General features: G+C 68.3%; 13 protein-coding genes. All 13 read left to right on the forward strand.

Annotation, left to right across the window (positions count from 1 at the left end):
* Window positions 1-584: 584 nt before the first annotated feature.
* The 13 genes from DMC61_RS40680 (at window position 585) to DMC61_RS40740 (ending at window position 16,568) form a co-directional block, all read left to right on the forward strand.
* Entirely contained in the window at window positions 585-1,823 is a 1,239-nt protein-coding gene (locus DMC61_RS40680) for a 4-hydroxy-3-methylbut-2-enyl diphosphate reductase (RefSeq protein ID WP_125695746.1), read from the forward strand.
* Window positions 1,824-1,849: 26 nt separating this feature from the next.
* Window positions 1,850-3,643, forward strand: a complete 1,794-nt coding sequence (locus DMC61_RS40685; protein WP_125695747.1) for a 1-deoxy-D-xylulose-5-phosphate synthase — start codon at window positions 1,850-1,852, stop codon at window positions 3,641-3,643.
* On the forward strand, window positions 3,640-4,791 hold the full coding sequence (gene ispG / locus DMC61_RS40690; protein WP_125695748.1) for a flavodoxin-dependent (E)-4-hydroxy-3-methylbut-2-enyl-diphosphate synthase: 1,152 nt from the start codon (window positions 3,640-3,642) through the stop codon (window positions 4,789-4,791). Before DMC61_RS40685 ends, ispG begins: the two co-directional genes overlap by 4 nt.
* Before the next feature lie 258 nt (window positions 4,792-5,049).
* The gene (uppS, locus tag DMC61_RS40695) at window positions 5,050-7,539 is read left to right on the forward strand and encodes a polyprenyl diphosphate synthase (RefSeq protein ID WP_158634179.1); all 2,490 of its coding nucleotides are present in this window, start codon (window positions 5,050-5,052) and stop codon (window positions 7,537-7,539) included.
* Window positions 7,536-8,498 carry an oxygenase MpaB family protein gene (locus tag DMC61_RS40700; RefSeq protein ID WP_158634180.1) on the forward strand — a complete coding sequence of 321 codons (963 nt, stop codon included), beginning with the start codon at window positions 7,536-7,538 and terminating at the stop codon, window positions 8,496-8,498. The genes uppS and DMC61_RS40700 overlap by 4 nt, the downstream gene beginning before the upstream one ends.
* 39 nt (window positions 8,499-8,537) lie before the next feature.
* A complete protein-coding gene (locus tag DMC61_RS40705) occupies window positions 8,538-8,933 on the forward strand; it encodes a hypothetical protein (protein ID WP_125695751.1) in 396 nt (131 codons plus the stop codon).
* The gene (gene idi, locus DMC61_RS40710; protein WP_125695752.1) at window positions 8,920-9,474 is read left to right on the forward strand and encodes an isopentenyl-diphosphate Delta-isomerase; all 555 of its coding nucleotides are present in this window, start codon (window positions 8,920-8,922) and stop codon (window positions 9,472-9,474) included. Before DMC61_RS40705 ends, idi begins: the two co-directional genes overlap by 14 nt.
* 359 nt (window positions 9,475-9,833) lie before the next feature.
* Window positions 9,834-10,223 (forward strand): nuclear transport factor 2 family protein, encoded by a 390-nt coding sequence (locus DMC61_RS40715; RefSeq protein WP_125695753.1) that lies wholly within the window; start codon window positions 9,834-9,836, stop codon window positions 10,221-10,223.
* Entirely contained in the window at window positions 10,220-11,608 is a 1,389-nt protein-coding gene (locus tag DMC61_RS40720) for a cytochrome P450 (RefSeq protein WP_158634181.1), read from the forward strand. The genes DMC61_RS40715 and DMC61_RS40720 overlap by 4 nt, the downstream gene beginning before the upstream one ends.
* Window positions 11,605-13,146, forward strand: a complete 1,542-nt coding sequence (locus tag DMC61_RS40725) for a prenyltransferase/squalene oxidase repeat-containing protein (protein ID WP_125695755.1) — start codon at window positions 11,605-11,607, stop codon at window positions 13,144-13,146. The genes DMC61_RS40720 and DMC61_RS40725 overlap by 4 nt, the downstream gene beginning before the upstream one ends.
* Window positions 13,143-14,474, forward strand: coding sequence for a cytochrome P450 (locus DMC61_RS40730; protein ID WP_125695756.1), 1,332 nt, complete (start codon window positions 13,143-13,145; stop codon window positions 14,472-14,474). Before DMC61_RS40725 ends, DMC61_RS40730 begins: the two co-directional genes overlap by 4 nt.
* The gene (locus DMC61_RS40735) at window positions 14,471-15,445 is read left to right on the forward strand and encodes a terpene synthase family protein (protein ID WP_125695757.1); all 975 of its coding nucleotides are present in this window, start codon (window positions 14,471-14,473) and stop codon (window positions 15,443-15,445) included. Before DMC61_RS40730 ends, DMC61_RS40735 begins: the two co-directional genes overlap by 4 nt.
* Window positions 15,432-16,568, forward strand: a complete 1,137-nt coding sequence (locus DMC61_RS40740) for a cytochrome P450 (RefSeq protein ID WP_125695758.1) — start codon at window positions 15,432-15,434, stop codon at window positions 16,566-16,568. Before DMC61_RS40735 ends, DMC61_RS40740 begins: the two co-directional genes overlap by 14 nt.
* Window positions 16,569-16,827 lie beyond the last annotated feature (259 nt).

A 16,827-nucleotide genomic window follows, 5' to 3' on the forward strand; every position in this document is an offset into this window, starting at 1 on the left:
CGAACCTGATCCCAAAACCCCACCCGCACCGACCGCGGCAACCACCGAAACACCCGCACAACCCCGCCCCTTCCCGCAGACGGTGTTGCAAGCACCCCATGACTCCGAGAGGCCTTCACGGACTTCGGCACCCGGCAGGGGCACCTTTGCCTTACCCCTCAATAGAACGTCACTTGCCACTCACGACCACCTGGAGCGACCTGGCGGAGGAGGTGTCGGGATCGCGCTGTTCCGGTGGCCAGGGCATTTCGCGACGCGTGCTGCCGCCGGGACCGCTGGGTCGGGTCCGTTGAGGCGGGGTGGTCGTGATGCGAAAGCCACGTTCACAACCTTCAACGTTGCGAAAGTGGCTTTCGCGACACCACCGAGCCTCCGCCACCCAGTACCCCTCCAGCGGCGACCCTCAAACAGTCGTCATGGACCTGCCGGACCGCGGCAAGGCAGGCTCGCGGGTCCGCCGCGTGGAACGCCCGTTTTGGCTCAGCGACGCCCTGTTCCAGAATCCTGTGATGACACAGCACGTTCCGGGGCCAAGCGGACGACGACCGGGCTCGGAACGCCCAGCGTCCGCGAGAGAGGTGTCGATGCGTACCGAATCCGGAGCTGCCGAGGCTGAGACAGAGGCGGGTTACGCAGTACTGAGCCAGGAACTACACGATGGGGACAGGATCCTCCGCTGCCCTGCGACCGAACTGCTCCGTGGATCGCTCCGTCGTGCCGGTGTCCCGGTCCAGGAGCTTTCTCGGCTCGACACCGCCGACCAGGCGCTGACCATCGTCAGCGAGCCCGTCGACGGCAAGGAGGACATCGCGGTCTTCGCCGGTGCCTCCGCCGCCCACCACGACACGGTCAGCCGGGTCGTGGCCGCCTGGAGCGCGGTCACCGCGCCCCGCCGGATGTTGCTGGCTTCCCCTCGGTCCTTCTGCGCGGGAGTCGAAAGGGCGATCGAGATAGTCGAAAGAGTCCTCGAGGATCGGCGAACCCCTGTCTACGTCAGGAAACAGATCGTCCACAACGCACACGTCGTCGACGACCTGGCTAGCCGGGGAGCGAAGTTCGTCGACGAACTCGACGAAGTGCCCGACGGGGCCACCGTGGTCTTCTCCGCCCATGGCGTCTCCCCCGCCGTACGGCAGGAAGCCCAGCGGCGCGGTCTCGAAGTGATCGACGGCAGCTGTCCGCTGGTGACGAAGGTGCATTCCGAGGCCAAGAGGTTCGCGGCACGCGGTGACACGATCGTCCTGATCGGTCACGCGGGGCACGAAGAGGTCGAGGGCACCATGGGCGAGGCACCGGACGCCACCGTCCTCGTCGAGACCCCGGCCGACGTCGCCGATCTCGACCTGCCGGATCCGGAGCGGATCTCCTACCTGACGCAGACGACGCTCGGCGTCGACGAGACCGCGGACGTCGTCAAGGCCCTGCGCGCGAAGTTCCCCGCGCTGCGCGAGCCGCCGACCGAAGACATCTGTTATGCCACCACGAACCGGCAGAACGCGGTGAAGGCGATCATGGCCGAGGCCGACCTGGTCCTGGTCGTCGGATCCCCGAACTCGTCGAACTCCGTGCGACTGGCCGAAATCCCCGGCCGCGCGGGCACGTCCGCGCACCTCATCGGTGATACCGCCGACATCCGGCCCGAATGGCTGGCGGGGGTACACACGGTCGGAGTGACCTCCGGCGCCTCCACTCCGCCGGGACTGGTCGACCAGGTCGTGGCCGCGCTGGGTGGCCTCGGCGAGGTCACCGTCGAAGAACGTGCCGTCACTCGCGAGACAGTCCACTTCGGACTGCCCGCGGTCATCCGGCGGCAGACCGGCTGACTATTCATGGGAAGAGGTGAACTCGCGTGACCCGATCCTTTCCGGGCCTCTCGGAGCTCAAGGAGCTCGACCACGATCGCCTGTCCGGGCTGGCCGAGGAGATCAGGACGTTCCTGGTCCGGGAGGTGAGCCGCACGGGCGGCCATCTCGGCCCGAACCTCGGGGTCGTCGAGCTCACGCTGGCGGTGCACCGCGTGTTCGACTCGCCGAGGGACAAGATCGTCTTCGACACCGGCCACCAGTCCTACGTACACAAGATCCTCACCGGACGCGCGGTCGACTTCGGCACCCTGCGCAAGGCCGGTGGTATCGCCGGGTATCCGCAGAACTCCGAATCCGTCCACGATCTTGTCGAGAACTCGCACGCCTCGACCGCACTGTCCTATGTGGATGGTCTGGCCAAGTCGTTCCGGTTGCGGGGCGAGAACGACCGGACAGCGGTCGCCGTGGTCGGCGACGGCGCCTTGACCGGCGGCCTCGCCTGGGAGGCACTGAACAATCTCGGCGCCGGCGGCTCCCCCGTCGTGGTGGTCCTGAACGACAACGGCCGCTCCTACGCGCCCACGGCCGGCGGCCTCGCCGAACACCTCGCCTCCCTTCGCTCGGGTGACGGCGACGGGACCAATCTCTTCGAACTCCTCGGTTTCGGTTACGTCGGCCCGATCGACGGGCACGACACGGCGGCGGTGGAAGAGGCGCTCCGTGAGGCCGCCGCTCGGCGCGCGCCGACCGTCGTGCACTGTGTGACGGAGAAGGGGCACGGGTACGTCCACGCCGAAAACGACGACGCGGACCGTATGCACGCCGTCGGTGCGATGGATCCGGAGACCGGCGAACAGAAGCCCGGGTCCGGCCGAAGCTGGACCAGCCTGTTCGGTGACGTCATCGCCGAGATCGGCGCCGAGCACGAAGACGTGGTCGCGATGACCGCCGCCATGCTGCTGCCCGTCGGGCTCGGCCGGTTCGCCCGGGAGTTCCCGGAGCGGGTCATCGACGTCGGAATCGCCGAGCAGCACGCGGTGACGTCGGCCGCCGGTCTCGCGATGGGCGGGAGCCACCCGGTAGTCTGCGTGTACGCGACCTTCTTCAACCGCGCGTTCGATCAGGCGCTGATGGACGTCGCTCTGCACGGCCTGCCGGTCACGTTCGTCCTGGACCGCGCCGGGGTCACCGGCCCCGACGGCCCGAGCCATCACGGGATGTGGGATCTGGCCCTGCTCGGTCGCATACCCGGCATGCGTGTCGCGGCCCCGCGGGACGCCGACCAGCTCTCGCTGTTGCTCCGCGAAGCGGTCGCGGTGTCCACCGGCCCGACAGCGGTGCGTTTTCCCAAGGCGACCGCGGGACCCGCGATCCCAGCCATGCAACGGATGGACGGTGTCGACCTGCTGCGCCGCAGCCCCGGCATGCCATTGGACGTCCTGATCGTCGCCGCCGGGGCCACCGCCGCCGCGGCGCTGGAAGCCGCTGAACTCCTGGAAAGCGAAGGACTCGGCGTGACCGTCGTGGACCCCCGCTGGATCCTGCCGGTCAATCCGGTGCTCGTGCACTTCGCGGCGCGGCACCGGCTCGTGGTGACGGTCGAGGACGGCGTCCGCGGTGGAGGGATGGGTTCCGCCCTGCGCGAGGCCGTTTCGGACACCCGGGTCACGACTCCGGTGGTGACTCTGGGGCTGCCCAAGTCTTTCCTCGCCCACGGCGACCGTGCCACCATCCTTCGCGCGTGCGGGCTCGACGGCACGTCGATCGCGCGGGTGGCGTCGGCGTCCATACCGGCACTTCCCGAGGGCGCTCCCACCTCGGCGGAGGTCACTCGATGACCGTCGCCCTTGGTATGCCGACGCTTCCTCCTCCCGTCCTCTCCGAGCGTCGCAAGACCCGACAGCTGCAGGTCGGGCCGGTCGGCGTCGGCAGCGAGCACCCGATCTCGGTGCAGTCGATGACCACCACGCTCACCTCCGACGTCAACGCGACCCTCCAGCAGATCGCCGAGCTGACCGCTGCGGGCTGTGACATCGTCCGCGTCGCGTGCCCCTCGGCCGACGACGCCGAGGCGCTGCCCGCGATCGCCAGGAAGTCGCAGATCCCGGTGATCGCCGACATCCACTTCCAGCCCAAGTACGTCTTCGCCGCGATCGAAGCCGGGTGCGCGGCGGTCCGGGTGAACCCGGGCAACATCCGCAAGTTCGACGACCAGGTCAAAGAGATCGCCCGCGCGGCGAAGGACCACGGCACCCCGATCCGGATCGGCGTCAACGCGGGCTCGCTCGACAAGCGGATCATGGACAAGTACGGCAAAGCCACCCCCGAAGCGCTGGCCGAGTCCGCGCTGTGGGAGGCGTCGCTGTTCGCCGAGCACGACTTCCACGACGTCAAGATCTCCGTGAAGCACAACGACCCGGTGGTCATGGTGCGCGCGTACGAGATCCTCGCCGAGCAGTGCGACTACCCGCTGCACCTCGGTGTCACCGAAGCCGGGCCCGCGTTCCAGGGCACCATCAAATCGGCCGTGGCCTTCGGCGCGCTGCTGCGCCAGGGCATCGGCGACACCATCCGCGTGTCGCTCTCGGCGCCGCCGGTGGAAGAGGTCAAGGTCGGCATCCAGATCCTGCAATCTTTGAACCTCAAGGAACGCAAACTCGAAATCGTGTCCTGCCCCTCGTGCGGCCGCGCGCAGGTGGACGTCTACACGCTCGCCGAGCAGGTCACCGCCGGCCTGGAGGGCATGGAGGTCCCGCTGCGCGTCGCGGTCATGGGCTGCGTCGTCAACGGCCCCGGCGAAGCGCGCGAGGCCGACCTCGGCGTCGCGTCGGGTAACGGCAAGGGCCAGATCTTCGTCAAGGGCGAGGTCATCAAGACCGTGCCCGAGCACGCGATCGTCGAGACACTGATCGAAGAGGCCATGCGCATCGCCGAGGAGTCGGGCCAGACGATCGGCGAAGGCGAGCCCACCGTCACCGTCGGCTGACTGGTACCGCTGCCCGAAACGGCGCGATCCTTCGACGTTTGCACATCGATTCTCTCAGCTCTTGTCTTCCGTTCAACGCGCATGAAAGCTGGGAGACAACACCAGCGAGCCGCGGTCTCAGGGGGACGAACGTCAGGCGGGACTTCCCGATCGGCTCGGGACAGCACGGCGACCGGCCGACCCGATCGTGAGAAAGCGCTGTCCATCGCCAAGAACACCACATCCACGTGCAGTGAAAACAGACGATGGAGGAGTTCCGTGTCGACCCTCTCTCCGGACCGGCTTCCCCGGCATCTCGCGATCATCGTGGACGGCAACGGCCGATGGGCCAATCAGCACGGGCTGACCCGCACCGCCGGGCACCGCGCCGCCCTGCCGTCCATGTTCGTCATCGTCAACACGGCGATCGATCTGGGGCTGCGCAACCTCTCGCTCTACCTTTTCTCCAGTGAGAACTGGAAAAGGGAACCGGCCGAGATCGCCACGATCATGGAGATCATGACCAACGCGATCAACGGCTACATGCCGTTCTTCGAGACACGTGGCGTCCGGATCCGTTGGAGCGGAAGGGAAATCGAAGGATTTCCCGAACTCACCGAGACCTTGCGAAGCTGGCAAGAACGCACCTCGGAGCACACGGGATTGACCCTCAACCTCTGCGTCAACTACGGCGGGCGGCAGGAGATCGTCAACGCGGTGCGCCGCTTGTCCGACGACATCGTGGCGGGTGAGCTTTCCCCCGAGGACATCGACGAAGACGCGATCATCTCGCGCCTTTACCAGCCGGACCTCCCACCGGTGGATCTGCTGATCCGCACCTCCGGCGAGAAACGCATCAGCAACCTCCTGCTGTGGCAGAGCGCCTACGCGGAACTGCACTTCCCCGACCGGCTTTGGCCCGACTTCACGCAGACGGACCTGATCGAGGCGGTGGAGACCTACGCCGATCGCGATCGGCGCTTCGGCGGAGCGGTCGACCAGCACCCCGGCGAAGACACCACCCCTGCCGGCACCGTCGAGCACCGGCCTGTCCCGAGGGCTGCGGAACCCATCGCCCCGACGGGGAAGCGGGTGGCGATCCTCGGCGCGGGAATAGCCGGTCTGTCCGCCGCCCTCGAACTGGCCGAGCGAGGCTACGCGGTGACCGTCTACGAGCGCCACGAACTCGGTGGCAAGGCCCGGAGCATCCCCGCCCCCGGGAGCGGTCTTCCGGGCGAACACGGGTTCCGCTTCTTTCCCGGCTTCTACCAGAACCTGACCGACACCATGCGGCGGATTCCTTTCCCCGGCAACCAGAACGGGACCTGGGACAACCTGGTGGACACGTCGGCGTACCTCGGCGCCCGGGCCGACGGCACCCCCGACGCCATGATCCCCTTCCTCCCCGACTCCCCCTTGCCGCCCGCGGTCTATTCGTTCACCCCGGACACCGCGACCGCCATCATCTCCTACCTCGCGAGCACGATTTCCCATGTACCGGAGGACGAAGCGCTCTTCGGCGCACGCAAGTTCCTGGCGTACTGGGCAAGCTGCGACGAACGACGTCTCGGCCAGTGGGACAAGATCTCCTGGAACGACTTCCTCAACGCCGACAAGATGTCGGTGCAGTTCCAGCGCTCGTTCGCCGACGGCATGATCCGCAACCTGGCGGCGATCAAATCGGACGAGGCGAGCACGCATTCGGTCGGCCTGGTCTCGGAAGCGACCATCTGGAGCGCACTCGGCCGGGGCAACGAACCGGGCGGCACGGTCGACCGCGTCCTGAACGGATCCACCGACGAGAAACTCCTCTCACCGTGGATCGACCACCTGCGAAATCTGGGCGTGGAGTTCAAGGTGGGCTGGAGTGCCGAGGCGCTCAGAGTCTCGGACGGCCGGGTCACCGCGCTGACGCTGCGGGACGATCAAGGAGGCGATCACATCACCTCCTACGACCACGTCGTTTCCGCGATCCCCGTGGAACGCTTCACCCGGCTGTTGAGCCGTGACGTCCTCGACGCCGCCCCGGAACTGGCCCGCACCCGCCGGCTGCGCACGGACTGGATGAACGGCCTGATGTTCTATCTCAAGGAAGAACTGCCGCTCGTGCACGGTCACGTCAACTACGTGGACTCGCCGTGGGCGATCACGTCCATCAGCCAGGCGCAGTTCTGGACCCGCCCGTTTTCCGAGTACCACGACCACACGGTCAAGGAGTGCCTGTCCGGGATCATCTCCGACTGGTTCAAACCGGGCACCTTCAACGGCAAGGCGGCCAAAGACTGCACGCCCGAGGAGATCGCGAAGGAAGCGTGGGAGCAGATCAAGGCCCACCTGAACACGGAAGGCCGGACGGTCCTTCGTGACGACATGCTGCATTCGTGGTTCCTCGATCCGGCCATCGTCGCGCCAGGGACCCCCGACGTCGCCAACGACAGCCCGTTGTTCATCCAGAGCCCGGGCTCGTGGGACGACCGGCCCGAATCCCGGACCTCGATCGCCAACCTGTTCCTGGCCGGCGACTGGGTGCGGACCAACATCAACGTCACCACCATGGAGGGCGCGAACGAAGGCGCCCGCCAGGCCGTCAATGCCTTGCTCGACGCCGACGGCTCCGCGGCTCCGCGATGCACGCTCGGGGAGCTTCACGTCGCCCCCGATTTCGCCGCGCTCAAGGAAGCCGACCGCGAACGGTATCGACAGGGCCTGCCGCACGCACTCGACCCGGAACAGCTCGCCCCCTTCGCCCAAGAGGTGCGTGCCGGATGACCACGAGCCACGTACCGGCCGAACCCGCGGCGGTCCGGCCCCTGGTCCGGACCGCACCGCCCGGCCCGGGCTCGGTCAGCTGGGACCTGGTGGGCCGCTGGGCCATCCTGGCCATGAGCCTCCGGCTCATCGTGCTGCAGACCGCCCATCCCGTGGTCGGCGCGGGGGTCGACGGGTACTCGGATTTCCGGTCCGAGGGCGTGAGCCGGTTCTTCCACACCGTGCGGTCGCTGCAACGGCTCGTCTACAGTCCGCTCATCCAGTCGAGCGCGGAGGCGAGGAGGCTGCGGGCGGTCCACCGGCCGATCCACGGCGTCGACGGTCAGGGACGCGAGTACCGCGGCTTGGACCCGAACGCCTACGCCTGGGTGCACGCCACACTTTTCGAAGCCGCGGTCGCGCTGGGCGAACTGTCCGGTGCGCCGCTCGGCGAAGACGAGCAGGAACGCTTCTACGGCGAGTGGCGCGCGCTCGGTGCGGTGATGGGCCTGCGCCGGAAAGACCTGCCGGAAACCGTCGCTGGGTTCCGGGAGTACTTCCGGGAGACCGTCGAGAACCGGCTCGAGGTCAACGACGTCGTCCGCGACCTGCTCGACCCGGCGGCCATCCGCCCCCTGCCACCACCCCACGTGCCAGGGTTCCTGTGGGACCGGGTGTGGCCGCCCTTCCGGCGGCTGGCGGTCGGCCTCACGATCCCGACTCTCCCCGAAAGCTACCTCCGTCGCCTGGGCATCACGGTCACCGAAGCGGATCGTCGCCACACTCAGCGGTTCTTCGCCGGGCTCGGGGCCCTGGTGAACCTCCTCCCCGAAAGCCGGCGCTACCTCCCCTTCGCCGCCGAAGCGAGGCGATCCACCAAAGGGAGCCACGTTCCTGCCTCCCGGCGAGCCGTTCGTGAAAGGTTCTCCCCTCATCACGACGGAGCCGGCTCTTGCCCCCATCTGAGCGCCGGATCGTGACCTAGGCTCGCGGTGAATCCCTCTCCTACGGAGTCACCGATGAAGCTTCCCGGGAATGTGGCCGCACGCGCGATCGCGGCTTTCGCCGTGGCGGGAACCGTGACGGGCGCCGCCGCTTCACCTGCTTCAGCCGCGGCAGGAACGCTGACCGTGTGTTCGCAGGGCAGCTACTCGTCCTATGTGACTTTCGTGGCGCGCGGCGTCGCCACCGCGACCGTCGACCCGGGCGGCTGCGCCGACTTCGCCGGGTTCACCGGTGACGAAGCCGAACCGATCGAGGTCTACGGAATCAGTGGTTCCGCCGCCTTCCGGGTCGCCGAAGGCGGTTACCGGGGCAGCCAGGGCGGAAAGGTCGTCACCTACGGCAAACCCGGCGACGCCTGGGCGGTGACACCCGATGTCGGGGAGAACGCGGACTCCGATGACGACTCCTGACGACCGGTCCACCGGGACCGAAGAACTGGTGGTCTTGCTGGACGAGCGGTTCCAGCCCCGTGCCACCGCCCCCAAAAGCACGGTCCACACGACCGACACTCCCTTGCATCTCGCCTTTTCCTGCTATGTCTTCGACGAGGCGGGCGACGTCCTCGTCACCCGGCGCGCGCTGGAAAAGAAGACTTGGCCGGGGGTGTGGACGAACTCGTTCTGCGGCCATCCGGCGCCCGGTGAGGACATGGCGGACGCGGTCGTGCGACGCGGCGGGCAGGAACTGGGCATGGCGATCGGCCGGCTCACCAAGGTCCTCCCCCGCTTCCGTTACCAGGCTGTCGATGTCAGCGGCATCAAGGAGAACGAGTTCTGTCCGGTCTGGACGGCGATCGCCGACGGCGGGGCCCACCCGAATCCGGACGAGGTGTGCGAGTCGCGGTGGCTGCCCTGGATGGATCTGGTGGCGGCGATGGCCCGGGCTCCCTTCCTGTTCAGCCCATGGTCACAGGAACAGGTTCCGCTGCTCGCCGAGGCTTTGCGGCCCTAGTCCACCTTGCCAAGTACATGAAGGCCCCCTTACCGGAAGGGGGCCTTCATGTACTTCGGGAGCACCCGACGGAGAACTTCCGGCGCTCGCCGCGTTCCAACCGTTGGAACGACTAATTCCCGCCTTGGCACAAAGTCCGTAATTTCACAGCCAGGCCACGAGAGCAGGCGGAACTCTCCCTCAGAGACCGATGGAGACCGTATGGAAAAGTGCTTCCCACCAGCGAAAAGACAGCCCACCGGCTGATCTTTTCCGGACTCGGCCGTCCCGCGACCACACCCGAGTGCACGGGCGTTCGAACTTTCTCTCCGCGGGTCTTCCGCAGATCCTCCCACCCCAGCAGTCAGAGGAGTCTCCCCATGTCCAACGCGGTGAACACCGACACCTATCTGACCCGGCTCGACAAGTTCATCACCCGGATGAACGCCCACGACATCCCTGGCGTCATCGAGCTGTACACAGAGGACTGCGTCCTCGACGACCTCGGCGCCGACAGTGTCGTACGAGGGCACGAGGAGCTGTTCGAGTTCCTCACCGGAATGTTCACCGCCGCGCCCGGCATGACCGGCAAGCTGGTGGCGGCCTGTGACGACGTGGACCGGGTGTGGGTGGAATGGGGCTGGCACGGAGTGGGTCCCGACCCGGCGAAGGTGCACCGGATCGTCAGCGTCATGCGCTACGAAGACGGCCGTATCAAGCACGCCACCGATTTCTGGCGCGGTATCGGCGCGGAAAGTTCGCAGTCATGAGCGCGGCGACGACCATCCCGGCCGACCGGGTACCGACCGCTCCAGGCGCCCTGCCGGTGGTGGGGCACGTTCCGGCGTTGCTGCGTTCGCCGCTGCCGCTGTTCGCCTCGCTGGCCGAGCACGGCGACGTGGTCCGGCTCCGCTTGGGCTCGCGGCCGATCTACTACCTCACCAACGCCGAACTCATCCACACCATGCTGGTGAAGCAGGCCGAGCAGCTGGACAAGGGCAAGATCTTCGAGCGCTCCCAGGCCTTTCTCGGAAACGGCCTGGCCACCACGGACAACGAGTTCCACATCGGACAGCGGCGGCTGATCCAGCCGGCGTTCGTCCCCGGCAGGCTACCCGGCTACGTGACGCTCATCCGGGAACAGGCCGAGGCCGCCATCTCCGGCTGGCGACCGGGGAAACCGCTGCAGTTCGCCCGTGTCATGAACGAACTGGCCCTCAACGTGATCTCGGTGCTGGTGTTCTCCCGGCACCTCAGCCAAGCCGACTTCGCCGCGGTGCGCGGCGCCACCCCGCACATCCTCAAGGGGATGATCCTGCGCACCGTGTACCCCAGTTCCCGGTTCGAGCGCCTGCCCATCCCGGCGAACCGCCGGTTCGACACCGCCGTGGAGACCCTGCACGAGCTGACCGGACGCGTCATCGAGGAGGGCAGGAGCGGCGGAGACCTCGGCGACAACGTGATGTCGCTCCTGCTGTCCGCCGAGGATCCCCGGACCGGGAGGCCGATGGACCCCCGTCAGATCCGGGACGAGGTCATGACCATGCTCATCGGCGGCTCGGAGACCACCGCGCTGCAGATGGCCTGGCTCTTCCACGAACTCAGCCTCAATCCCGCGATCGCCGAACGGGTCTACGCGGAGAACCGCGAGGTCCTCGGGGGCCGCCCGTGCGAATACGAGGACGTCGGCCGCATGCCCTACCTGCGTCAGGTGGTGATGGAGACGGTCCGGCGGCACACGCTGACCTGGCTCGTCATGCGGCGCACCCGGACCGAGTTCACCCTCGGGGACATCCGCTTCCCGGAAGGCACCGAACTGGTCTTCAGCCCGACCACGATCCACCGCGATCCGCGGCTGTACCCCGATCCGATGCGGTTCGACCCGGACCGCTGGCTGCCCGAGGCGATGCGGGAACGACCACGCAGTTCCTTCATTCCCTTCGGCGCGGGACGCCGCAAATGCATCGGTGACGCGCTGGCGCTGCTGGAGGTCACCGTGGTGGCGGCCACGATCATGACCCGCTGGCGGCTCGCGGCGGCGAGCGCCGGGGAGGTCGGCGAGAACGTGCTGTCCGCGGCGGTGGCCCCGACGAACCTCGTCCTCCGCCCGGAACCGCTCGATTCCGCGGCCGGCGCGGGCGGTGGGCGATCATGAGCACGGAGACCCTGAGCAGTGAAATCGAGGCGGCACAGGCGAAGCTGGTGTCGGCGCTCGGGGCCGACGGCCGCTGGCGGGGCGGCTGCCGGAGCAGGTTGTTCGAGTCCGGGCTCACCCTGCACCTGTTCCGACGGTTGAACGTCCAGGGCGCGGCGCCGCGCAAGCTCGCGGCGTACTGCCGCGACGCGCTCGCCGCGCCCGCCCCGCGGTGGCAGGGCGCGCTCGAACGGGATCTCGCGAGTGTCATCGCGACGAGCGCGCTGGGGCTGCCCGTGACCAGCGAGCAGGCCGACCGCGTCAAGGCCGCGCTCGGTGGCCTGGAGCACCATTCCCGGAAGCGCAAGCACGACTTCTTCCTGGCTTTGCTCGCCCAACTCGTACCCCAGGTCTCCTGGTCCCCGGCTCGGGCGTTCGATCCTGGACCGTACGCCCACCAGTGGATCACCCTGATCGCCACCTCGTTACGGCTGCTGGTCGCGGACGACGCCGACAAGGCGATGCCGGCGGCGGAACTGACGAAGGCCCAGGGGCCGGACGGTTCCTGGCAGTGCCACGTGCCCGCGACGGTCATCGCACTTCTCGCACTGTCCACACAGGACCAGAACAACCCCGCCGTGCGCTCGGGACTGGCGTTCCTCGTCGCCCAGCAACGGGCGGACGGGGGCATGCCGTTCATCGCCGACGAGGACACCTGGGTCACCGGCCTGACCACGCTCACCCTCCTCGACAGCGGCTTGCCGCCCACACGGCTGGCCGAGGCGGCGCGCTACCTGGCCGATCAGCAGCTGCCCAGTGGAGGCTGGGGCTACAGCGAAACCGTGGACCAGCCGGACATCGACGACACCGCGGTGATCACCCTCGCGCTGAGCAGGTTCCCCGGCCACGAGCGCGCCGCCGAGCGGGGCGCGTGGCACCTGCTGAGCTTGCAGAACGACGACGGCGGGTTTCCCACGTTCGTCCGGGGCGCACCGTCCGAAGTGGAGATCACCGCCAAATGCCTGCGCACGCTGGGCGCGTTCCCGGGCACGGCGTCCGCCGTCGCCCGAGGCTGGCGATGGCTCGCCGGCAAGCAACGTCCCGACGGCGGCTTCTCCCACGAGTGGAGCCGCAGCCCCGCCTTCCCGGTTCTCCACGTGCTGCGGGCGGCCGCGGACCTGCCACCGGGGTACCCGGAGCAGGTCGTGTCCGGGATTCGCGGCGGCTGCGTCCGGTTCCTGCGGGAGACTGCGGGCTCGGGCGGCGGATGGCGCTATCACCGTGACGAGTCCGAAGTGAGCTTGCTGGTCACCTCACACGCGGTCGCGGCGCTCGGCAGCCTGCCCGACCCGCCCGTGGAGCTGATCGAGGAGGCGTTGCCGTGGCTGTCCGACCAAGGACCCGCGGTCACGGACCCCGATTCGCTGGGCCCCCGTCCGTTCGTCTACGACGTCCCGATTCTCGCCCGCGTCTATCGTCTGGCCGCCCTGACCTCAGCGCATCAGGTACTGGCCGGCACGGACGCGCGGTACTCCGGATTCAGTTTGGAGAGGGCATGACCGTCACCCACGCGCCCGGCGCCGTCCCGCTGATCGGCCATCTGCCCCAGCTGTTGCGCGGGCCCGAGCAGTTCATCGCCTCGCTGCCCGAGCACGGCGACGTCGTACAGATCATGCTGGGCACCCAGCCGACCTACGTGGTCTGCCGCCCCGATCTGGCGGAGCAGGTGCTGGTCAACCGGAACCGGGTCTTCGACAAGGGCGGCCCGTTCTTCGACAGTGTCGGGGAGTTCCTCGGCGACGGGCTCGCCAGCTGCCCCGACGCCGGCCACACCCGGATGCGGCGCCTCGTCCAGCCCGCTTTCCGCCGCACCCGCATCCCTTCCTACAGCGACACCGTCGCCGAACAGCTCGCCGACGTCACCGAAGGGTGGCGGGACGGCCAGGTCGTCAACACCGTGCACGACATGCAACAGCTCTCGATGCGGTTCGTGGTGAACACGATGTTCGCGGGCTGGGCCGCCGAGGGAGCCGAGGCCGAGCAGCGGACGCGGGCCGCCGTCGAAACCCTGGTCCGCGGAGCTTTCGTGCGGATGGTGCTGCCGTGGTTCGGCAGGCTGCCGTTGCCGAACAACTGGCACTACTCCGGCGCCAAACGCCGTTTGTACGAGCGTATCGACGCCACCGTCGCGGAGTACCGCCGCGACGGCGCCGACCGCGGTGACCTGCTGTCGATGCTGATCGGCCGCGACGAGAACGGGGACGGCCTGTCCGACGAGGAGATCAGGGATCAGGCGGTCACCTTCTTCATCGCGGGAATCGGCACCACGGCGGCCACCCTGTCCTGGACGCTGTACTTCCTGTCCCGCGATTCCACATTGGACGCCCAGATCGCGGATGAGGTCCGTCAGGCCCGGCCGACCGGCCCGATCGGCTATGCCGACACCGGGTCTTTTCCGTTGCTGCGGCGCACCATCAGCGAAAGCATGCGGATCAAACCGGTCGCGTGGATGTACACCAGGAAAGCGATCGCGGACACCGAACTGGCGGGCCACCGGATTCCCTCCGGCATGGGGATCCTGGTCAGCCCGTACCTGCTCCAGCACCGCGCGGACGCCTTCGCCGATCCCGAGCGGTTCGACGTCTGCCGGTGGAGCGAGGAGGAGGACGTCCGCTTCCGCGGCGCCCCCATGTTCCCCTTCGGCAAAGGCGCGCGCCGGTGCATCGGCGACGAATTCGCGATCAACAACATCATCGTCACCCTGGCGACCCTGCTCCGGCAGTGGCGGCTCGAACCGATGATCAGGGGCCCGGTCACTTCGAGCGCCCGCAGCATGCTCGAACCGAAGGCCCTGCGGTTGCGCCTGCGTACCAGGCGGTGGGCGTGACCACGGCTGCTCCGTCACCCAAGGTGCTGGTGCACAGCGTGCTCCCGGCCCGGTCCCATCCGGAGACGGAACGGCTCGTCACGGAGTCCGACGCCTGGATACGCCGGACGACGCGCCCGTGCTTCCGTGACGACGCCGGGATGGAGAAGTTCCTCGCGGGACGGATCGCCGAGCTGTGCTGCGCGATGCTGCCCGGCCTGCCCTATCCGGCGATGCGTCCGATGTGCGATCTGTTCCAGTACATCGTCGTCATCGACGACGCGTTCGGCGACTCCGGCTGGGTCGGCGGGAGCGTGCACGCCTCCCGGCAGGTCGTGGCGCAGATCATGGCCGCGGTCACCGGCTGGGACAGCGTGCCGGACACCGCGGCTCCGGCACGAGACGCCGTCGAGCGGCTGCGACCGCACCTGACCGAGGCCCGCTGGCGCCGGTTCGTGGTGGACTTCGAGGACATGCTCGACGGCTATCTCCTCGAAGTCGCGACCCGGGGCGCGGACGGGCTCACCGACCTGGGCTCCTATGCCGAGCGCCGTCGCGTCACCGTCGCCATGAAATGGTTCCTCACCGTCGCGGAGCTGGGGCACGATCGGCCGCTGTCCGGCGAGACCGCGGCCGATCCGGAGCTTCGAGCACTGCGCGAGGTCGTCCTGGACCACCTCTGGCTCACCAACGACCTGTACTCCTGCGCCAAGGAACGAAGGGACGGCGAGTACATCAGCCTCATCCCGCTCCTGCAACGCCTCGAAGGCAGGTCCCACCAGGACTGTGTCGAGTGGATCGCGGGACGGGTCGCCGAGCAGGAAAGTCTCTTTCTCGACCGCGCCGCCGCGCTGAGCCACGGCAGGCTCGCCACCGACCCGGGGCTGCCCGGCTACCTGGACAACTTGACCCACACGATGTCCGGTCCGCTCAACTGGAGTCCCGGCACCCGCCGGTACCAGGTGCCGGGAGATCCCCATGCGACACGGTGACGCCGATCCGCCGTTCCCGCCCGTCGCCGTGGCGGGAACGGTGACCAGGGTGCGTCTCGCGAACGGCGAGCAGGTCTGGCTCGTCACCCGCTACGACGACGTGCGCACGATGCTCGGCGATCCCGTGTTCAGCGCGGCCGGTGACCCGATGCACCGGGCGACCCCCGGAGCCGACGCCCCGTTCATCGGCCGGTTGCCGCACACCGATCCGCCCGATCATTCCCGCTACCGGCGGCCGCTCGGCCGCGCGTTCACCCCCCGGCGGGTGGCGGCCTGGCAGCCCGCGATCGCGCGGGCGGTGGACGACCGGCTGGACGCCATGGCCGATCTGGGTCCGCCGGTCGACCTGATCGAGTCCCTGGCGGTGCCGGTCCCGCTGTCCATCATCGGCACGATGATGGACCTGCCCCGGCAGGACTGGCCCGCGTTGCGGAAAGCCGCCACCGACCTGCTGTCGGACTCCCCTGACCGCGCGCACGCCGCGGCCACCAACGACTGGCTTCTCGGCTACCTGCGCACGCTGGTCACGGAACGCCGGCTCAAACGCGGCTCCGACCTGCTCAGCGAGCTGATCGAACACAGCGACCTCGGCGACACGGAGATCGCCGACCTCGGCGCGACCCTCGTACTGGGCGGCTTCGACTCGCTGGCGGCCAGTATCGGGACCGCGGTCGCCCTGCTCCTGTGCCACCCGGATCGGCCGAGGACCCTGGCCGCCGACGACGAACGTCTCGATCCCCTCGTGGAGGAGGCGCTCAGGTTCACGACCATCGTCCAGCGTGGGGTGGACCGCACCGCGGTGGCGGACTGCCGGCTCGGTGACGCGGACATCCGGGCGGGCGACCGTGTGGTGGCCGACCTGCCCGCGGCGAACCGCGACCGAGAGCGCTGGGCCGAGTCCGACACCTACGACCCCACCAGGCCGGCGCTGACGAACTTGGCCTTCGGTCACGGTCCGCATCTGTGTGTCGGCATGCACCTGGCCAGGCTGGAACTCCGCGTCGTGCTGGATCGGCTCCTGACGCGGTTCCCGGCCTTGAAACTGGCCGTGCCGGCCGATCGGCTCGTGCTGTGCCGGGATCGCACCTTCGCCGGGCTCAGGGAGCTTCCCGTGGCCTGGTGAACGTCGCCCTATCAGACAGATTTCATGAGATAAATCCCTACGCTTAGGCCTTTTGGGTGCTACTCACCAGTTCAGTGGTCTAAAACAGGATCAGGACGGTTCGGCCGTGGTTCGACCGCAGCGCTGGTCGGATGTTCGGAGGAGGTGTCGCACTTGAGCAACGGGGGTGTGCACATTCCGCCGGATGTGCGGAAGTTCCTGGAGTTCACTCTGGGCTTGTCGTGGCCGGAGAGTGACGATCAAGGTCTGGTCGCGTTGT

The sequence above is a fragment of the Amycolatopsis sp. WAC 04169 genome (assembly GCF_003947535.1).
GTDB lineage: Bacteria > Actinomycetota > Actinomycetes > Mycobacteriales > Pseudonocardiaceae > Amycolatopsis > Amycolatopsis keratiniphila.